The organism is Bacillus sp. 196mf (assembly GCF_003217275.1).
Lineage (GTDB): Bacteria > Bacillota > Bacilli > Bacillales > Bacillaceae_G > Bacillus_A > Bacillus_A thuringiensis_S.
Window position 1 is genome coordinate 1 of sequence record NZ_QJTG01000031.1, and the last position, 21,012, is coordinate 21,012.

The window sequence follows — 21,012 nt, forward strand, 5'->3', positions numbered from 1 at the left end:
AGTGTCATCTGATAAAAGATCTACAATCACTTCATAATAGGCATCGATTTTTGATGTTCTATTTTTGGTCCCCTTTGGTATAAAACCATTCATGTATTTATCAATGGTACGTCGATCAACCTTCAATTCTCGTGCTAGTTGACTTTTATTTATTTTCATCTTTAAGTTCTCCATTAAATTTTTAAAATTAGATAAGTCTGTAAGACTTTTAATTGTAAATTCCGTTGGAATATCTAGTTTGATATACACACTAACCACCTCAAAGTCAGTATGTAGAATCCTATTGAAAATGTACATGCTTATTCAAGTGTTAATGTGTACATTTAAACTAGCATTTATAAATAAAGAAGGACTTATGAATTATTATATGAACGGTTTATTAATTAAGTGTGTATCAATTAGATGGGAATTTTATTTCTCTACACCTATTTTAATTTACTGGCAAAATCATGTTAAAAGTAAGAAGGAAAGTATTAAGTTAATGTTATTTTATTTAAAATATAATCCCAATCGGAATCATCACCTTCCCATCTATCCTGATAACGTGGGAGTTCAATTGAACAAACCCTTGATATTCCCCAATTTTGTTCAACGATATTAGATATATCCTCCTTAAAATTGACAATAAGAATATTAAAATCTTTATTTGTAATTTCGGATAATACGTTTTTTAATTCAATCGCTTCATCTCGATTTCCCCAAATCCTAATGAATAAAATCGATTCACTACTATTTATTTTTTCAAGGAATCGATTAATTCTAGTGTCTAATTTAGCTTTAAAAGAAGGATAAGTTGATTTCCAATTCTTTTCTGAGTCAATAGGAAAGTCATGCATTGAAAAACAATTATAATAAGTGTCCTTTATACAATAGGTAATTCGTTCTGCCCATTTAGTTTGATTATCAAATTCTGATTCAATAAGACCGTAACTTTCTGAACCTTCTATGACCATATTTTCCAACTTCATAAATTTTTCAAACCGACTTTGAAGTAATCTGTTTACATCTGAAAGTGATGGATAATAAAACCAATCTAAAGGTCCAGAAAATGTTCTTAAATGGTGCCTTTTGATTTGGTTAGTGACTTGACACAATCCTCCTAAACTTACAATTACGCCATAGGATTTTTGTATATCATCTAGGTTCATCCTCATCATCCTTTTTAAAAGTAATTTAAATTATCTATTCAGTATATGATGCAATAACATATTGATGTGGACATATATATCAAAGTACATAGAACTAAGACAATGGTATAAATTTGAAAAGTCAAAATCCCTAAGTTAAGGGATTATATCTTTAATGTTATATCATTGAGTTGCTATTGGGATGAAAGCTGGTAGGGATTATACTCTCCAGTAACTAAAATTAGAAACCAGTCCTTGATTACTACAGTAAAATTGTTGTACCTTTAAAAGAATCCTTAGATAAAAAAATCTATTGGTTAGCATTTAACCAGTAGATTTTTCTTTGAGTTATTATCTTTTACATCATAATTATAGAAGATGAAAAATTCCACTTAGAAATAATTTTAAGCAGAAGAATAGACTAGTCTAATTTCTAATGGTCCCAGTATCTTTTATTTTGACGTGTGTCTTTACATTTATTTTAGCCTCTGCTAACGCTTGCAACCAATCTCCCTTTACTTTTTTCCACTCTTTATATTGAAATGCTCTAGCATATAGGGATAATCCGATTGGATCAATTTTATTCTGCTGTATTTCATACAACATATTTTGTAAATTATTATTAATTTCTTTTTGAATAGCACTTTTTAAATTATTTATATTTTTTTTATTATCATAGTGTCCCTTAATTGAATTCGCATTGGTTTTTTCTATTAAAGCTACATTAGCATATATATCGAGATTAAATACAAACTTTCCGTTTTGAAAATTAACAAATACCTTCCTTGTCGCGTTCTGTACGAAGATAGAAGTGTTTATTTTTTTGTTGGACTTTTTAGGAGGAAGCGCAAGGTGTAGTATCATTCGCCCGCTACTTTTTTGCTTATTTATAAGATTAAAAAATTTAACATCTTTTTTAGGGATATGAGTTAAATATTTCCCTTTTCGATTTAAAAATGCAATTCCTACTGTGTCGATTTCATTCTTTGTTTTTTTGATAATTGGAACAGCTTGCGTCATTCCTTCTTCATTTTGTTCTCTCATTAATTGTTGAATTGTAGAAGAGACGGATTGGTTATTTTGAATTGACGATTCAATTACACCATTTATATAAGATGAAAGTGATGGTTTACTAGGCTTATGAATTTTAAAAATTTCTTCTGCAGGTCCATCTACAAGCACTACTTTAGCATTAATGGTAGCGTAAGGATCACGGTAAGAAGAATCAAGCTCCTGCAACCAATTTGCTTCTTGCGCTAATTTTTTCCCAATTAAAATGATTTCAGCTTTGGAAGCTGTCATAAAGCCTGTTAACTTTGTATCTATCTTACTGAATCCAGTATATACAGTTGATGCTTGTGTCCAATGTTCTATAGTACTTTTTGGTTGTTTATGATGAAAGAGTGGTATGCTTGTTCCAACTTTTATGTCTCCATTAGGGGTTCTATCCAAGCCAATTAACAGGATTAATGAAACCTTCTCAAGAGGAATTCTCTGACTACAACCAATTATATATACACAACAAATTACAATCCATATCCATTTTCGAATCAAAGTTGTTTCCTCCTAGTAATCCAAGTAAAAAGAATACTGTAAGCGAAAAATAAGATTGGTAATAGAATAAAGAAAACGACATTTAAGATATCCATAAGAGAATATATAAACAAATATTGATCCACATCGGGATTTAGGAAAATAAATAGGCCAACTATAAGTAACATAAAAGCAAGTAGCGCCCAATTGCGGGCGTTTTTTTGAAGTGAAATGGTCACAGATTCAAAACTGAAAAATAAATACGGATATATTGTAGTGGAAAATACAATTAAATAGTAAGCGATATATATAATTTCTAATCGTTCCATGAAAGAAAAACGAACCCCTTTTAACAGATGAAATACTGGCCAGATTACATCTTTTATCCCTTCTGGACTAAAGTATATATAAGAAAGGATAGTAACATATAGATAGAAAAACATGGTTCCAGTATTCGCTATTAGTAGTCCTTTTATGGCTTTTTGTTTTTTTTGTAAGAATGGGTATATATAATATGCAATTTCTAGGCCAGCATAAGGAGTAATGGTTTCTTTTGTTGCCTTTACAATAGGGTATAATCCTTCTTTAAATATAGGTAGTAGGTGTAAAGGATTGTAGTTAGTCTTTAGTGAAAAAAGAAGAAATAGCGGCATCCAAGTAGTGAAGAAGAAAACAAGCATAGAATAACTAGTAAGAGCCCTTAACCCACTCAGGGCTAAAATAATAAAAGGTAATAGTAATAATATGGTGATTTGATAAGCAGGAGTGGAAGGGAATATCCACACTTTTACAATATCAGTTGCCTTTAATAAAGTATTAAATCCAGCAAAAAATAGATAAAAGGCATATGCAAGAAAAAGAATTGTCCCTATCCATTTACCAAAGTATGTTTTTAAGATTTGTGAGAAATTTTTGTTAGGATTTTTTTGTAACATTAATATAATAAATACACCGATTATAGAAGTAACTATCCATCCGAGAATGATCGAAATCCAGCCATCTGTACCAGCAGTAGTAGCAAGTGGGCTTGGCATAATTAACATACCAGATGCGAGTTGCAGCGAATGAATGAAAATAATAAATTCGAATAAAGTTACTTTTTGGAACTTAAGATTCCCCATGTTAACCACCTTCTTTTTTCTTTCTTTGTTTCGGCTGTCCTGTACTCGAGCGGGTGGTAATCATCGAAATAGGAAATCTTACAAAAGAATCTTTTAACTCTTGGAGACGAAATGGTGCGATTGGCATTCCGTATGGTGAACCATAGGAAGTTAGTGAAACAAAATGAGCAAATAAGAGCATTAATCCACTAACAATACCTACAATCCCATAAAAGTAAGCCAATAACATCATTGGAAAACGGATAAGGCGTATAGAACTTGATAAATCATAATTAGAAACAATAAATGAAGCAATGGCTGTAATAGATACGATAATAACCATAACGTTACTAACAAGACCAGCTTGAACAGCTGCCTGTCCAATTACAATCCCTCCAACGATTCCAATAGTTTGTCCAATTGGTTGTGGTAAGCGAATGCCAGCTTCACGTAGCATTTCTAGTGTAATTTCCATTATAAAAGCTTCCAATAAGGGGGAGAAAGGGACTTTGACTCTTGATGTTGCAATAGAAGTGTATAAGTCTATAGGAATAATTTCAAAGTGAAAAGAGACTATAGCAATATAAAATGCGGGTAAAAAAATAGCTATAATAAATCCTGCAAATCGTAATAAGCGAAAAAATGATGCGATGAGCCAATGAATATTATAGTCATCTGGGGTTTGAAAAAATCCAATCAAATTCATCGGAACAACCATTGCACCAGGGGATCTATCCATTAATACTGCTACTTTCCCATCAAGTATATGATTTGAAATGGCGTCTGGGCGCTCGCTTAAATACGCCTGTGGAAAAGGAGTCCAATTTTGATCTTTTGTATAATTAGATAGCTCTCCAATACTTAATACCGCATCTGTTTTGATTTTACAGATTCTGGTTTCAATTTCTTGGACTACATCTGCGTTTGCTACATCACCTAAGTAAATTAAATAGACTAAAGAAGTGGCTCTTTCTCCAATCGTCAGCTTTTTGATTTTTAACTCTGTAGAAGGAATATATCGACGGATAAGACCTATATTTTTTGTGGCATTTTCAATAAATCCATCATGGGATCCTTTTATAGTAACTTCTGAAATTGGCTCTTGAATTGCTCTCTCTGCCCAGCCTTTTGTATTTATTAGAAGTGAACGCTTTTCTCCCTCCATAAACAGTACACATTGCCCCTCAAGTAATCCTTCTTTAATTTCATTCCATGTATATACTATTTTGGTATGAGTAGCAATAATATTAGAATTAAATATTTGACTGTCTTCATTTACTTCTTGTAATAATGGTGTAACAACATTGGTTTTTAATGCAACACCATCTGTAAGGCCTTCGAAATAATATAGTAAAATATTCGTGTTTGTTTTTAATTGCAAAGGATGTTCAATTAAATCTGCACTAATATCAAAGATGTTATCTAATGTATTTTTAAGTTCTTTTAAGTTACTTGTTTGGATCTTTTCAATGGTTTTATCTGTCTTAGTTTCTAAGGTCTCTTCATTTAAGGACAAAATTGACACCTCTTTAATATATAACGATTAGTTGTATTTATTATTTTTATATGATTGAATTTTATTCACTAATTTAAACTAATTGGAGATAAGAATTAATAAATTTGATGTGCTATATTATTAATTCAATAATTGGGAGCAAAAAGCAGATGTAATTTGTGTGGAAATTTCAGTATTAAGATAGAATTGAAATTTGAATGATTATAATAAAAAGAGCCCTTGATAGGTTCTTTTTTTAGTTGGTAAATATGATGTCAACAATAGATGGCGATAAAGGTAGTAATTTAGATGTCTTTATGTTAATCTGCTAAATTTTGTAAGGAGAATTCTTTTTTTCATACCTTCATACTCAATGAAAAAGGATATTTCATTTATTTGGGTGTTCTAGTGTATTTTAATTTTGCGCACCAACAAATTTTGTTTAGGGACAAAATGCGTTTTCTTAATTATCAGAAAAAACAGTGCGACAAAATTCCTATTAATTATTTTGGTAGGTATCAAATATTTCTTTGACCTTATTTTCTTGATATTACCGTACGTTTATATGTTTCTAAGGGAAAGAAATACTTTCATTTTTATTACCATCTATTGTTTGATTAAGATGGTAACATGAAAGTGAAACGTTTACAACCAGAAAATAAAGAAAAAATATTAAAATACGACTTTTTTCGACAATCATTCTATGTTTATATTTCATTTTATTATAGGAAAAGGCGGGGGAAAGCGGACCTTTTCCTATAAAATGTTTTGTTGGAATTAGAAATAACTAAAAAAGTAATATTATCTTAAAATTAAAATGAAATTCAATGATAAGGTTATAATTGAATTTTTAAACCTCATGTGTATTGAAAGTATGGTCAAATCTTAATCCACGTTGCGTTTCTTCCTTTTGTAACTAGCTTAATATGGCCAAACACTTGCAAGGAATTTAAAGCCTTACTGATTGTACTTTCTGCAATGTCTGGATAAGTGTTACGAATACTTTCCTTAGTAAAGGGTTGTTTTTGTTTAAGTATAAAATCCTGAATTCTCTCAACTTTAGTATGTTTACATATAGAATCTAGAACTGTGTTATGTAGATCTTTGTAAGCCTCTAATATAATGGTTAAAAACGTTTTTAACCAAAAGCTATTATTATGTTCCTCGCAGTACCAATTCACCGAAGATTTATAAATCGAATTGTAATAATCAGATTCGTTTTTCTTAATATATTTATCCAAACATACATATTTTACAAATGTATGTCCACTCTTAATTAACAGCAATTGCATTAACATAAATGCCAGCCTGTTATTACCTTGATTGAAAGGGACTATGCAATAAAAATTTAATATAAAACGAGCTATTAATAAAAGTGAATGTAGCCCCTTACTAGTATTTAATGAGTTGTATTGATCACATAATTGCTCCATAAACCGTGGGATAAGTTCATGCGGAAGAATGCGGTAACTATTCAAGTGCATTCCATGTTCTGGAACTCCTGGAATAATAAAAGGTTTTTCACGCCATTTGGCACTGTCAGAGGTAATATAATGTATTAGTTGAAAATGTAATTCCTGTATAGTTGCTGGATTAATTAATAAAGTACAGGAGTTTTTATGTACAAAAGAAAGTGTTTGATAATAGCAGAAAATAGCATCTTCAGAAATATTTTGAGGTACTATATCATCTAAAATAAGTTCTTTTAATCTTTTATTAGGAACTTTTATATCCTCATAAATAGTTGTGAAATTTTTTATGTAATGTAGTGGTATAGTTTTTTCTAAACTATTAAATATGTCAGGGTTTTGTTCCTGATAAGCAGCTAATTTTCCTTTGAATTCGCTAATTTCACTTATTAAATTGATTAACCTCCTTTTTAATTCAATATTTTTGTACTTATCATCAAAAAAGTCTCTCATTTTTGTTCCTCCTGTAACCCCTTAACACGTTGTTGCATATATCTTTCCATTCTAAAGGTATGCCACGAAATCATTGTAAAATAAAGATATTGTAGGTCTGATTTTGAATATATATATCAGAATCTATATTTTTATTTAACAATTAAAATGTGGAAATTATAAAGAAGAATCGTTACGATTCAATTTTAATAGGCATAATCCTAACATCAAATGCAAAAATGTACAATAAAAAAATATAAAATATAAAACTATCAAATCTTTTGAAAGATTATCTAAAAGAGTTTTAAGAAGTTGTAGGTATAGATGTTCTTTGGTTTAGGAGTAAATAATAAAGCGATAATAAAGTTTTCATAGGTAATTAAAAAGTAGATAGACTATTAATTTGTGACAATTACGTGCCTAATCTATCATATGCTTTTATGAGAATTCTAAAATTAAATCCTAACGAGCTGAATTTTCTATATTTAGCATAAATATTAGGGAGGCGTGCTGATGAAATGTATCATTTTATATAGAAATATGTAACGTTTAACACTCGTATTGTAAAATATTTTGACATACGTTAATTTAAATATTAGGTACAGGAACATTTAATAAAAACTCAGTACTAAAATACCCTTTAAACGTTTCACCCTAAGAACTTTTCTCAAGCACACTGAAGTTCATCCTTTGTTTCTGTGCCTTATTAGATAAAAATAACACAATAAATTATTAGAATGTGATAGTTAAAATTGTATTTTTAAATCTTTTTCTTTTCTATTTTTAAACCTTTTCTCTTTTCTTAAACATTAACAATTTTTTGATAATCTGTTTAAAGTAAGGAAATACAGGATAGAAAATAGCTATTAATAAAGAAAATACAGTTAAGCTAGATACCTTAAGTTATTTTATAAGTAATTAAGCGTTAGTTTGAATTAGTAGGGGTATTATATGTGTTTTAACCTCAAGTGTATATGTTTAAGGTTAAAGAATTTGTGAGTGGTATAAAAGTAGCGGAAGTCTGGAAGAAACGGATATAATCGGTTTCTTCTAGACTTTTTTGCTTTTTGTAATATAAAAAATTTATTTTTCCTACATGAGGAATTTTTTTGTTTTAATATTTGAATTTTTTGTGAAATTAAATGAAGTTTTTATTCTTCTTTTAATACATAATGTTACAAAATTGCTTAATTGTATTTACTTTATTTTTATAGGAGATTAAAAATAATAATAAATGTACCAATTTATGAGAGATATTAATATATTAATTGACGATTTGTTCGTTTATCCCTATATTGCTATTATATTAGCGAAAGCAATATATTGGGGGGACAAAAATGAAATTGAAATTAACATCTAAATTGGAAAGATTAAGAACAAGTAAAAAGGGGATTGGTGCTTGTGTTTTGGCTGCAGGCATGACAGCAATCACAATGACTCCTCAAAGTGCGTATGCACACGGGTTTGTTGAAAAGCCGAGTAGTCGTGCTGCTTTATGTAGTCAGAATTATGGGGCATTAAATTTAAATTGTGGAAATGTAATGTATGAACCTCAAAGTCTAGAAGCACCTAAAGGGTTTCCCGATGGTGGACCGATTGATGGTAAAATCGCTTCGGCAGGAGGACTATTTGGAGGAACTCTTGACCAACAAACAACAAATCGTTGGTTCAAAAACACAATTAAGGGTGGAGAAAATACATTTACATGGAAATATACAGCAGCACATTCTACAAGTAAATGGCATTATTACATTACAAAAAAAGGATGGGATCCTAATAAACCATTAACACGTGCGGAATTAGAACCAATTGGAACTGTAAAACATGACGGTTCGGCCGCATCAAATAATTTAACACATACAATTAATGTACCAACTGATCGTAATGGTTATCATGTTATTTTAGCTGTATGGGATGTAGCAGATACGTCAAATGCGTTTTATAATGTAATTGATGTAAATTTAGTAAATAATGAAACTCCTGATACAGTAGCTCCAAGTCAACCAACTGAATTAAATGCCTCTAAAGTTTCTGCCAATAGTGTTGAAATAACATGGAAGGCTTCTACTGATAATATAGGTGTAAAAGAATATCAAGTGTTACGTAATGGAGAAGTAATTGATACGGTACCAGGTACAACTTTTATTGATAAAAAACTAAAAGCAGATACGGAATATACCTATACAATAAAGGCATTAGACTCTGCTGGAAATATATCAAAAGAAAGCGAAAAACTAAAGGTTAAGACAACACATGCAATCCCAGATATAGAGGCTCCAAGTCAACCAAAAGGATTACATAGTATGGGTACAACAGCGACAACTGTTGATTTGATGTGGAGTCCATCAGAAGATAATGTAGGTGTTGACCATTATATTGTATATAGAGAAAGCGCTGGGGTTATGAATAAAATTGGGACCGCGGCTAATACATCCTTTATGGATAAAGATTTGAAGGCTAATACATCGTATAAATATGTAGTGACGGCGGTTGATTTAGCTGGAAATGAATCTAGTAGAAGTGATGTTTTGAATGTAACAACAAAGTCAGAGGATTCCGTATATGAAAAATGGGATGCAAGAAAAGCATATACTAAAGGTGATAGAGTAGTACATGAGGGGAAAGTGTATGAAGCAGTTCAAAATCATCAAGGAAATGGCGACTCAAATTGGATTTTTGCTTTATCGCTTTGGAAGCCAGTTTTGAATAAATGATAAGCTGAAAAAGGTAGTTAACAATTTTGGATTGCTCTTTAAAAATTAAGGGCTGTTTCAAATATAATTATCTAATGGATTAAATGATATGTTAATAAAGTGAAACTTTAATCAGTGAAGGTTTTGTTCATCCCCCACTGATTATCATCCCTCACCAATCGGGCTTTTACGGGCGCCCGTTAATGCGGGATAAAATTTAAACGCCATCCTAATGTTTACGAAATGAAATTAAAAAAGAATCCCAATGGAATTCCATTGGGATTCTTTTTTTCTAATTTGTAATAGCGTATATTTTCACTGTGAATTTGCTAGTGGCACCAATTGGACTTGCAATATAATATTTAGTATTTGTGTAAGCTTCAGTCCTAGATTCATGTGAAATATTTTTCCAACGAGTGGAATCTATTCCTAGGGAAACATCAATCATTACATTGAAAGAAATAGTAGAAGGATAATCTTTTTCTGAAGGCACAATAACCCATTTTAATTCTTTGGTACCTACAGGTAAACTATCAATTTTAAAGTTTTGGCTGGATCGATTTTGTTGCCCTGATAAAGGACTAGATTCAGATGATATTTGTGAAATTAATATTTCCTTTTCATTTGAATGTATACCATTTAATTTAATGATACTATCAATTAAACCTGGACCGGGAAAATCAGCTGCGATGATACCAGAATGTTTAATTGCGCCTTGTTGTAAGAGTTCGGTCCCAAGTGTATTCATCCCCCCATAGTATACTTGTCCGTTTCTATCGCGAGGGAAATCACTCCACGCATTAGTGGAATTCGTTTGAATCAATTTAGGACTACTGTCAGTATTTCTGCTCTCTTTTCCGCTTGCAACAAACCAAGGATATACATTATTTAAAAATGCGGCTGCGCCCCCCGTACCACTAAAATGGTTGAGATGAATTTTTCCATTATTAAAATTAATATTTGTATTTTGTAGATGGTTTTTTATCGCAATCCATTTTGTATATATTTCGTCTGGTCCGCTTCCAATTTCAAATTTATCTTGTATATTTAAACCTTCGTAATCAATCCCGTACAATTGAGCGGATGTAAAGTTTTGTAAGATTACAATTTTTCCGCGGGTATCTCCTAAAGTAGGGTTATTTCTATCTGAAGTTGGTACGGAATTAGGATCCCAAAAATATGAAGCATTAACGTTTTTATATTTTAAAAATATCTCCTCAAATGATAGAGATCCACTTTCAGGATTAGTTTCTTCTTTTAAGCGCATTAATATTGTTTCTGTTGGATGATCTTTTAAAAATTGAATGGTCTCTTTTAATACATCTTCAAACACAGCTTTTTGATTTACAACGCCATGATACATTGCAAAAGAATCTTTTACACGTTTAACACGCATATCTACATATCGAATTCCAGAATTTAATTGTTGGGATAAACTCATAGTTTGATTTCTTGTCAAATTTTCATCAAGAAAACTCGCTCCATGTAAAGCCATCGTACCGTGAGTCCCTGGAATAGATATTTCACTTATTTTTGTTGAACCTTCTATTTTCGACATCCACGATGGATTTTGATACCCTATATTGGATTCATAGGAGTAACCTGGATGACTATCAGCTAAAATAGTAGATGGTGTACTTAAACTTGCTAGTGTAATACAAGTAAGGATGCTAATTTTAAAGAAATTTCTCATTTTTATTTTGTTCATTTTTTCTCTCCTGACCTTTAAACAATTGTTAGATGATTTTTTACTATATTTATTGTTTTTCATTCTTAAGATAATAAATTTTTGTATTTAAAAATAATTAACAATAGGAGGAGTAAGTTATTTGAGACTTTAATAATTTTTTATTATAAATTGTCCCTAATAGCCAAACGGATTCTTGAAAACTCGAAGTATAGCCTCCAAAAAACAACTGTTTATCGTATTCAATACAAACAAAACAGAAGTCCTAAAAAAGACTTCTATTTTGTGACATATAATGAATGATAAGGTGGTAAACAAATCAAGATAATGTGATTGAGTGGTAAAAATTTATTAATAGCTGTTTTAGAATCTCTTATAACAAGGCTGATTACAAAAAGCGGATCTCTACACTGCTAATAAAAATTGAAAAATTCTACTCATTAAAACTTAGACTAACTACAGTTGCAATTGATTGGGCTGCATGTTCCCAGCTTCCATCTATAACTTTACCAATCTGCTGACCAAGTGCATTTAAATCATTTGGATTAACTGGAATTCCATTATACGCAGCAAGAATTGATAAAAGTGGAGCAGCAAATGGTGTCCAACCACCTCTGTCAATATTAAATACAGGTTTATCTAGTACCTTTCCATCTTGTACTGTAAACTCATAATAAAATTGATCATCTGGACGAAAACTTAAATGATGAGAGATTTGCCCCTTAACATATTTTTTTCCTGCACCTAGATTTACTACTTCTATTTCCTTTACATTAAATTCATGTTCAAATACTTTGATTTTTTTGACTTCTGGACCATTTAAGGCAGCTTGAACGGCTGTTTCCAAATTGTTTTGTGCAAAAGGTTGAATACTTAATTGTGCCTCTTTTAGTTGAATAGGAGCCTCCTTTTCTGCAGCAAACACCGAGGTAGTAGGTAGTGCACCTGTAGCTAACGTAGCTGCAAGTGCCGTTGTCATCATGATTTTTCGTTTCATCTTCATAGTTTTCCTTCCTCTCTTAAAGTTATGATATATAATTTTTTAAGATTGACACGGTACAATTTTTTTCATAATGCACGCAAAAAACTGGTTTAAGAACTATGTGAAAAACGTGTCGGAAAATTAAAATTAATTATATATGTATTTTAAATGATATATATCTACACATATTTTTTCAATTTTTAGATAAATTAAACAGTCATTACTGCATAAGAGTCAATTTAGCACTTTATTTATCTATACACTTCCTATAAACACATTTAGTTCATAGTAAAAGTAATATATTTGATATTAAATGTCTTGCATAATGCGATAAAATTTCACAATTTTTTATCAATATATACAGAAAAAAAGTAACGAAACTTAAGTGATATTTAATACTTTTCATATTTGTGAAGTATGTGAATTTGCTTATTGTAACATCTAAGATGTTAGATGTTGTTTTTTAAACATTACTTATCCGGATTCATGAAAAGTATTTTAATATATTTTTTATTTTATATAAAAATATATAGTTTTAATATTAAAACTAAAATATGGAAGTAACATAGGGGATTTACGCATATAGTAATGTTGATGGTGAAATTAACAAAATTTTCATTTAAATCAGATAAATCTATGATGTTTTTAACTTATAATAATGTTACTACGATGAAAAAATGGCTACTAATTAGTTAATTTAAAAATCAATTTTAGATAGGAAGAGGATAATGAAGACCAGAGATACTTATAAAATTATTGTAATTGGTGCTGGGACTGCAGGAATATCTTCTACTGCACATTTATTAAGAAATATCCCCCTATTGAAAGAAAGTATAGCGATTATTGATCCGTCAAAAAAACATTATTTTCAGCCACTATGGAGTTTAGTGGGGGGAGGAATTGTTTCAAAGGAAAGTACAATGCGTGATCAAGAATCGCTTATTCCAAAAGGGGCAACGTGGATCCCTAAAAGTGTTGTTAAGTTATTTCCGGATGAAAATAAGATACTGTTAGATGACGGACTGCTGCTTGAGTATGAAATTCTTATTGTAGCAGCTGGTATACAAATAAATTGGGAAGGTATTAAAGGCTTAAAAGAATCTATTGGGACTAATGGGGTATGTAGCAATTATTCTTATACATATGTTGATTCTACTTGGAGAGAAATCGAAAAATTTAAAGGAGGAAATGCGCTTTTTACCCACCCTAATACTCCTATTAAATGCGGTGGTGCTCCACAAAAAATTATGTATTTAGCAGAGGAGTATTTTTGTAATAGTGGTGTAAGAAACAGAAGTGAAGTAATGTTTTATTCTGCAAACAGTAACATCTTTCAGGTTCCGCGATATGCAAATACTTTAGAACAAGTACTAGAAAGAAAGCAAATTATAACGAACTATAATAAAAACTTAGTAGAGATTATCGCTGAAAAAAGAGAAGCAATTTTTGAAGATATGCAAACAATGAAAAGAGAAACAGTACCATATAGTATGATACATGTTGTTCCACCAATGGGACCACCTAACTTTATCAAAGAAAGTGAGATAAGTGATCATCAGGGCTGGGTAGATATAAGTCCTTATACTTTGCAGCATGTACAGTATAAGAATATTTTCGGACTTGGAGATTGTACCAATTTACCTACCTCTAAAACTGGAGCAGCAATTCGAAAGCAAATACCTGTCTTAAAACAAAATATTATGGACGTACTTAACGGAAGAGACTTGCAGGCTAAATATGATGGATATACATCATGTCCGATTGTTACAGGATATAAAAGTCTTATACTCGCTGAATTTAACTATGAACATGAGCCACAAGAAACGTTTCCATTTAATCAAGCGAAAGAACGGTATAGTATGTTTTTACTTAAAAGATATATGTTGCCATATATGTATTGGAATTTAATGTTGAAAGGGATTATGTAAGGAAAGATAGAGAGTAGTTGTAAAAATTGAAAAGTAATTTGAAATAAGTATTCGGAGGGAATAGTTATGCTTTTAAAATATTTTTATGATGAAAAATTAGCTCATGCTTCCTATTTAGTTGGTTGTCAGAAGGAAGGCGTAGCAATTGTTATTGATCCTAGCCGCTATATAGAACAATATATAGAATTTGCTAAGAAAGAGGGGATGGAAGTAATTGCTGCGGCTGAGACTCATATTCATGCCGATTTTCTTTCTGGGTCTAGAGAACTTTCTTATCTTTATCATGCAAATTTATATGTATCTGATGAAGGAGATTGTGATTGGAAATATCAATATCTTAACGAAGTTCGATACAAATTAGTTAATGAAGGCACAGAGTTTAAAGTAGGTCATATAAAATTTAATGTAATTCACACCCCAGGGCATACGCCTGAAAGTATCTCTTTTTTAGTAACTGATACAAGTCAAAATAATTTTACGAATGATAAACCGATAGGGATTTTCACAGGTGACTTTATATTTGTAGGAGATATAGGAAGACCTGATTTATTAGAAACAGCTGTTGGTATGAAAGATACAGCACAAATAGGAGCGAAACAATTATTTGATTCTATACAAAAAGTAAAAATACTCCCTGATTATTTGCAAATATGGCCATCACATGGTGCAGGAAGCGCATGCGGAAAAGCATTAGGAGCAATTCCAACTTCTACATTAGGTTATGAAAAGATGTTCAATTGGGTATTTCAATGTAATGAAGAAAGTGATTTTGTATCGATTTTATTGACGGGACAGCCAGAGCCTCCAAAGTATTTTTCATTAATGAAGAATTTAAATAAGTATGGTCCTCCAATTCGTAAGAAGAGAAAGATTACTACTATTAATACAGTAGAAGAACTCCAAGAAGTTATGAGGAGTGTTCAGCAAATAGTTGATATAAGGGATGTAGAGAGTTTTGCTTCTGGTCACATTGAAAAATCAATTAACATACCTTATAACAATTCTTTTACAACTTGGTGTGGATGGTTACTAGATTATAAAACAGAGACTTTAATCATTCTAGATGAGGAAAAGGTTAAAGTGGAGGAAGTCATTAGGGACTTTGAATCTATTGGGCTAGATAATATTGTTGCTTTTGTACCTTTAAAAGTAATAAAAAAATTTGATATATTAGAAAGTTACAAGGAAAAAACATCAATTGAATTATATCGGCATATAAAAGATAGAAGTGTTAAGGTTATCGATGTGCGTAGTAAAAAAGAGTGGGAGGAAGGACACCTTCATGATGCAATACATATTACTTTAGGTAATCTATTTGAGAAGATAGATTCTATACCAAAAGATTGCCCAATAGTTTTACAATGTCGAACCGGGTTGCGTTCAGCTATAGCAGCTAGCATTTTACAAAAAGCTGGTATAAAGGAAGTAGTGAATTTAAAGGGGGGATTTATTGCATGGAAAAAAGAAGGGCTTCCTTATACAACATGCAATCTCAACGCGTAGGAAAATATTATATGACAGGTAAGAATAATTAAAAGAAGTTATAGATGACGTGTTAGACAAGGAAAGCATAATTGTTGCAGCTTCAGGAAATACATTAGGATTATTAATTGATTATCCAGTTAAATATGAAAATGTAATGTTTGTTTCAGCATTAAAGAATTTGACATTGGATCCATCTTTTATCGAATGGCAGTGTTGGAAGTACTTAGGTATTATCAATAAGAACCCAATCAAAAATTCTCTTGGATGCAAGAGAATTTTTTTATTGGGAATAGTAAGGGGGAGGGGAGGTGCATTACATATGGGAAAAGGTAGAAGTAATAATGCTGGTAAAAAGCAACCGAATTTTGATGATTCATCTAATTTTGCTAAACAAAGCCAACCGACAGAAAAGAAGAAGAAATAAGAACAGGAGCTCTCTTGATAAAGGGAGCTCCTGTTAAAAGTGGATTGACGTTTCAGAATAACATATCGATGGATTAACCCAATAGCCATAAATACAAGGTTTTAATTTTTACGAAGGGCACCTAATTTAATATTATTGTCCCGCTTTTTTATACTTATTGATGCGTTAAATCCATTTGAGATGCTCCTTAATGGCGTTGGGCGTGACCTTAATTAAAATTTTTTAAACCTAATGGGACTTACCATTAAGAGGGCGAGGATTAAAGTAATCCATGCATTACTATATGAAAACAATGCCATACCAGCCAATGATAATCCTGCAGCTGGAATAGGTAATCCCTTAAAATATCCAATAGTTGGTTTAATACTAAATTTAGCTAATCTTAAAGCACCCATTGTTGGGAATAGGATAAATGCCAAAGAAGTTAAAATAGAAGGTGTTGCTATCGTATGAAATAAAAGCGCAGGAGCGACGCCGAAACTAACAATATCAGCTAAGGAATCCAATTCTACGCCAAACTCACTGTTCACTTTTAATTTTCTCGCAATTCTTCCATCAAGAAAATCTAAAACAGCTGAAAAGAAAATGAAAATGGAGGCTACTCCCAAATATTCATTCATATTCAAGGTGATTGAGAAAACGCCGCACAATAAATTTCCAATCGTAAATAAATTCGGTATGATTTTTACAAGCTGATTAAACAAGTTTGTTCCTCCTAAATTAATTAAACTTCACATTTCTGTAGCAATTTCTATATATTCTTCCGTTATTCTTAAAAATATATGACCACTGTATTACTGTAAGCTAATTAAATTTCGATAAGAGAAAAATTGATTTCTTAAACGTTCCGCTGGTTTATAAAAATGTTTAATCATTTTCAGTACGCGTTATTGAATATTAGCACTTGATAGTTGATATTTCGAGTAGTCAGGGATTTTCCGGTTCTGGTGCAAAAAATTCAAGGTAATTAAAAATAATCTCTAAAAAGGAGACATAATGATACTATTATTTTAAAAAGGTTCGTGGTTGGTATCGAATATAAAAAATTGGAATTTTTATACAAAAGGCACCCGAAAGGGTGCCTTTTGTACCTCTTAAAATGACTGAAGATGCGTTTACTTGAGTTCATTAGATAGTTAGAGGTTGATAGACTATCTTTAACGAAAATGTTGCGTAGTTCATCTACATTATATATCGATTTAATAATGAACGGGGATTTAGAAAGTTCCAAGGAAAGTACATATCAACCTGATTGGAAGATTGGAAATTTAATAACTGGTGATACATTTTACTTAACGCAATATTTTGGTGCGCAAATGAAAATTTTTAAAGTCCACACAAATGGTACCCTAGAACGATTTCAAACAATAGAACCAGAATTAAAATAAAATTTTTGCAGGATCAATTAAATTCATTCCTTGTTATGCAAACACATTTTCAGCGGAAATAACTTCATCACTATTTTGCGCTAGACAGACTTTATAAAAAATGGTTACATTTCCTGATCTTGAAATAATCCTCTCAAATTGCAATTCTACTTTTTTTGCAAATTTTACTGCATCAACAATATTTGTAGAAGTAAATGCTACAAAAGTTTTTCAAATGAAATTTATAAAAGCTTGATAGGCAATACCAAGGGAAAAGACCGTAGCTACCATATGTGCAGTCCATTTAGGCATATTTAAATTTAATACGGTATTGTACAAGATTCCATATACGATACAAATGATTAATACAAATGCAATGAATTGAAGAGCTAACAAAAATAGTGGTTGATCCATTTATTCTCACTTCCTTTGTTTAATATATTAATATAATTTATTTGAAAGTAGAAGTTTTATTTCTATAAAGTTCCAAAAATTTGATGTGAAAGGGATATTAGTAATCACAAGAATTGATGCAACTATGATGTAACTAAAAATAGTATTACAAAATCAATAAAATAGTAAAGAAGGTCGCCATTCACGGCGACCTTCTTTACTATGCGTTATACCCAAATAATTTTAAATCTTCTCCAGACCCTGAAATGATTTTCTCAAAGCGTAATCCTACTTTTTCTAAAAGCTTTCCTGAGGCGATGTTATCTATAGAAGTAATTGCTACAATTCGTTTCATGCCGAGCTTTTGTACACCGTATTCGATTATTGCAGAAGCTGACTCGTAGCCATATCCTTTTGAACGGAATGTTTCTAAAAAGGCAAATCCGATATCAACGTCTTCTAATGAATCTCTTTTAATAAGGCCACACATACCAAGTGGAGTGAGATCTTCTTTTCGTTCTACTAAGTAAAGGCCAAATCCGAGTTTGTTATACATATCGATGGGACCGTTTACAATATAATTTTTTGCATCTTCTAAGTTTCTAACCCCTTTGTCACCGATAAACTGAATCCATGCAGGATCGTTTACTAACTCAAGAATAAAAGAAGCGTCTTTTATATCAAACCAACGAAGATTTAGACGTTCGGTTTCAAGAACTATCAATTATTACACCACCTTTAAAAAGTTATAACAATTAGTATGGATTGTGTAAAACAAAAGTGCAACATATTTTAATGGGGGTGTTTGTTCACATAAAGTTCGTTTGTTTTGTATAGAGAGATATTTTATAATTAGGATTGATTGTAAAGAGTGAGATACTTATACAATGACTCCTAGGTGACTAGGAGTTTTTATTATACAACTATCATTATTACTAAATATGACACACTACACATTCTACTCAAGGAGGTACATAATGAAGAAATTATATAATGCATCGTTTACGTATTTGATTATCGGTTTATTATCAGGGATTTTCGCTAGGGAGTATGGTAAGTATAAAGGGATTTTAGGATCTACTTTGTTAAATCTTTTGCATACACATACACTTGTACTTGGCTTTTTCTTCTTTTTAATTGCTTTAGGATTAGCAAAAGTATTCGCGTTTCATGAAGTGAAAGGGTTTAATAAGTGGTTTGTTTTACATAACATTGCATTAACATTAATGTTAGGTTCGCTAGCAGTGAGAGGGCTTCTTCAGTTAAATGGAGCTGACTTTAAAGGGTTAACTTATATTGTAGGGTTTTCTCATTCGTTGATGGCAGTTACTTTAATTTGGTTTATGTTGTTAATAAAGAAATCGTTTAAAATGTAGTGAAAAAGAACTTGTAGCGTGTGCTGCGGGTTCTTTTTTGTATGTTCAGGTTAAATAATCTTATTTTTCTAATTATTTTGTATAAAGATGGTATACTTGTTTTAAAATTAAAAAGGAGAGTTGATTATGGAAATAACAATTGAACATGTAGTAAATGAATTAAGAGGCATACTTCCTGAAGATCGAGTAGTAATAAATATGACAGTACGAGAGTTACATAGTAAAGATGAATCTTACCACGTTAGTAGTTTACCTGATGTAGTTGTTTTTCCAAAAACGACCGAAGAAGTTAGCACGATAATGAAAATAGCGAGTCAGCACGGAACAGCTGTCGTTCCATTTGGAGTAGGATCCAGTTTAGAGGGACATGTAATTCCTTACGAAAAAGGAATTACAATGGACTTTTCTCTTATGAACAAAATATTTGAAATAAGAGAAAAGGATTTTCTTGTGAGAGTACAGCCAGGGGTGACGCGCTCTCAGCTTAATAAAGAATTGAAAAAGTATGGATTATTTTTTAGTGTAGACCCAGGAGCTGATGCAACGTTAGGAGGAATGGCTGCTACAAATGCGAGCGGAACGACAGCGGTAAAGTATGGTGTAATGCGTGATCAAGTTCGAGATTTAGAAGTCGTTCTTGCTGATGGAGGAGTAATACATACCGGGAATTTAGCGGCGAAGTCATCATCAGGTTATCATTTAAATGGTATTTTCGTAGGATCAGAAGGAACACTTGGATGTTTCACGGAGTTAACTTTAAAAGTATACGGTATACCAGAACATGTTATGGCTGCGAGGGCATCGTTTCCAACTATAAATGATGCAGTAGAAGTTGTAATTAACATATTACAAGCAGGTATTCCAATCGCGAGAATTGAACTCGTTGATGAATTATCTATGAAACAAGTAAATTATTACAATGAAACAAGTTACAGAGAAGAACCGACACTGTTTTTAGAGTTTCACGGCAATGAAGCAGGATTAAAGCAAGATATTGAATTTACGAAAGAAATCGTTCTTGATCATAAATGTATAGAAATTACGTTTGAGACGGAAACAGCAGCGAGAAATAAACTGTGGGATGCAAGACATAACTTAGCGTACTCTTACGTGCATAGTTATCCTGGTAAAAAGCTAATGAGTACAGACGTATGTGTGCCAATTTCGGAATTAGCTGGAGCGATTCAACATGCGAAAGAGGTATTAGATAAAGTAGGGCTTATTGGCGGTATTCTAGGTCATGTTGGAGATGGGAATTTCCATGTACTCTTAATGATTGACACAAATGATAAACAGGAAGTAAAGAAGGCGGACGAAATAAACGAAAGTATCGTTCTGTATGCTCTTAAACGAGGAGGAACGTGTACAGGAGAACATGGCGTTGGAATCGGGAAACGAAAGTATCAAGAAGAAGAACATGGGGCGGCATTATTTGTAATGGAGAAAATAAAGAAAGTTCTTGATCCGCAAAATATTTTGAATCCGAAAAAGGTGTTTCAATTAAAAGATAGGGGCTGAGTG

Annotated in this window: 17 protein-coding genes and 1 pseudogene; 7 read left to right on the forward strand and 11 right to left on the reverse strand. The window is 31.5% G+C overall.

What is annotated here, in order from left to right:
- From ATL10_RS26075 to ATL10_RS26105, 6 genes and pseudogenes are all read right to left on the reverse strand, one after another.
- Positions 1-249, reverse strand: a pseudogene (locus tag ATL10_RS26075) (IS21 family transposase); the annotation flags it as partial.
- Positions 250-473: 224 nt separating this feature from the next.
- On the reverse strand, positions 474-1,148 hold the full coding sequence (locus ATL10_RS26080; protein WP_016512478.1) for a papain-like cysteine peptidase: 675 nt from the start codon (positions 1,146-1,148) through the stop codon (positions 474-476).
- 405 nt (positions 1,149-1,553) lie between these two features.
- Positions 1,554-2,681: a Ger(x)C family spore germination protein gene (locus ATL10_RS26085; RefSeq protein ID WP_098236176.1), complete on the reverse strand. Its 1,128-nt coding sequence runs from the start codon at positions 2,679-2,681 to the stop codon at positions 1,554-1,556.
- Positions 2,678-3,781, reverse strand: coding sequence for a GerAB/ArcD/ProY family transporter (locus ATL10_RS26090; protein ID WP_000527368.1), 1,104 nt, complete (start codon positions 3,779-3,781; stop codon positions 2,678-2,680). The genes ATL10_RS26085 and ATL10_RS26090 overlap by 4 nt, the downstream gene beginning before the upstream one ends.
- A 1-nt stretch (position 3,782) precedes the next feature.
- The gene (locus ATL10_RS26095) at positions 3,783-5,276 is read right to left on the reverse strand and encodes a spore germination protein (protein WP_000055701.1); all 1,494 of its coding nucleotides are present in this window, start codon (positions 5,274-5,276) and stop codon (positions 3,783-3,785) included.
- An 857-nt stretch (positions 5,277-6,133) separates the two neighbouring features.
- Positions 6,134-7,177 carry a Fic family protein gene (locus ATL10_RS26105; RefSeq protein ID WP_001204217.1) on the reverse strand — a complete coding sequence of 348 codons (1,044 nt, stop codon included), beginning with the start codon at positions 7,175-7,177 and terminating at the stop codon, positions 6,134-6,136.
- A gap of 1,316 nt (positions 7,178-8,493) precedes the next feature.
- Between ATL10_RS26105 and ATL10_RS26110 the strand changes: the two genes are divergently transcribed.
- Positions 8,494-9,870: a lytic polysaccharide monooxygenase gene (locus tag ATL10_RS26110; protein ID WP_098289796.1), complete on the forward strand. Its 1,377-nt coding sequence runs from the start codon at positions 8,494-8,496 to the stop codon at positions 9,868-9,870.
- Positions 9,871-10,141: 271 nt separating this feature from the next.
- Here ATL10_RS26110 and ATL10_RS26115 read toward each other — a convergent pair whose 3' ends face one another.
- Positions 10,142-11,557 carry a phosphatidylinositol-specific phospholipase C gene (locus ATL10_RS26115; RefSeq protein WP_072940712.1) on the reverse strand — a complete coding sequence of 472 codons (1,416 nt, stop codon included), beginning with the start codon at positions 11,555-11,557 and terminating at the stop codon, positions 10,142-10,144.
- A gap of 412 nt (positions 11,558-11,969) precedes the next feature.
- Positions 11,970-12,539, reverse strand: a complete 570-nt coding sequence (locus tag ATL10_RS26125) for a hypothetical protein (protein ID WP_000782798.1) — start codon at positions 12,537-12,539, stop codon at positions 11,970-11,972.
- Between the two features lie 707 nt (positions 12,540-13,246).
- Here ATL10_RS26125 and ATL10_RS26130 point away from each other — a divergent pair.
- The 3 genes from ATL10_RS26130 (at position 13,247) to ATL10_RS31995 (ending at position 16,355) form a co-directional block, all read left to right on the forward strand.
- On the forward strand, positions 13,247-14,446 hold the full coding sequence (locus ATL10_RS26130) for an FAD/NAD(P)-binding oxidoreductase (protein WP_061661125.1): 1,200 nt from the start codon (positions 13,247-13,249) through the stop codon (positions 14,444-14,446).
- Positions 14,447-14,512: 66 nt separating this feature from the next.
- Positions 14,513-15,949 carry an MBL fold metallo-hydrolase gene (locus tag ATL10_RS26135; protein WP_110497819.1) on the forward strand — a complete coding sequence of 479 codons (1,437 nt, stop codon included), beginning with the start codon at positions 14,513-14,515 and terminating at the stop codon, positions 15,947-15,949.
- Positions 15,950-15,998: 49 nt separating this feature from the next.
- Entirely contained in the window at positions 15,999-16,355 is a 357-nt protein-coding gene (locus ATL10_RS31995; RefSeq protein WP_225988587.1) for a hypothetical protein, read from the forward strand.
- Between the two features lie 212 nt (positions 16,356-16,567).
- On the opposite strand, the gene pssA is transcribed toward ATL10_RS31995, so the two are convergent.
- The gene (gene pssA / locus ATL10_RS26150; protein ID WP_071714627.1) at positions 16,568-17,059 is read right to left on the reverse strand and encodes a CDP-diacylglycerol--serine O-phosphatidyltransferase; all 492 of its coding nucleotides are present in this window, start codon (positions 17,057-17,059) and stop codon (positions 16,568-16,570) included.
- A gap of 501 nt (positions 17,060-17,560) precedes the next feature.
- Here pssA and ATL10_RS26155 point away from each other — a divergent pair.
- Positions 17,561-17,743: a DUF5065 family protein gene (locus ATL10_RS26155; protein WP_043352867.1), complete on the forward strand. Its 183-nt coding sequence runs from the start codon at positions 17,561-17,563 to the stop codon at positions 17,741-17,743.
- Positions 17,744-17,953: 210 nt separating this feature from the next.
- Here the strand turns inward: ATL10_RS26155 and ATL10_RS26160 are convergent, their stop codons facing one another.
- The gene (locus ATL10_RS26160) at positions 17,954-18,136 is read right to left on the reverse strand and encodes a hypothetical protein (protein ID WP_071714626.1); all 183 of its coding nucleotides are present in this window, start codon (positions 18,134-18,136) and stop codon (positions 17,954-17,956) included.
- Between the two features lie 199 nt (positions 18,137-18,335).
- A complete protein-coding gene (locus ATL10_RS26165) occupies positions 18,336-18,839 on the reverse strand; it encodes a GNAT family N-acetyltransferase (RefSeq protein ID WP_016512486.1) in 504 nt (167 codons plus the stop codon).
- 253 nt (positions 18,840-19,092) lie between these two features.
- On the opposite strand from ATL10_RS26165, the gene ATL10_RS26170 reads away from it, so the two are divergent.
- A complete protein-coding gene (locus tag ATL10_RS26170) occupies positions 19,093-19,491 on the forward strand; it encodes a DUF2871 family protein (protein WP_016512487.1) in 399 nt (132 codons plus the stop codon).
- Between the two features lie 126 nt (positions 19,492-19,617).
- On the forward strand, positions 19,618-21,009 hold the full coding sequence (locus ATL10_RS26175) for an FAD-binding oxidoreductase (RefSeq protein ID WP_097924137.1): 1,392 nt from the start codon (positions 19,618-19,620) through the stop codon (positions 21,007-21,009).
- Positions 21,010-21,012: the final 3 nt, after the last annotated feature.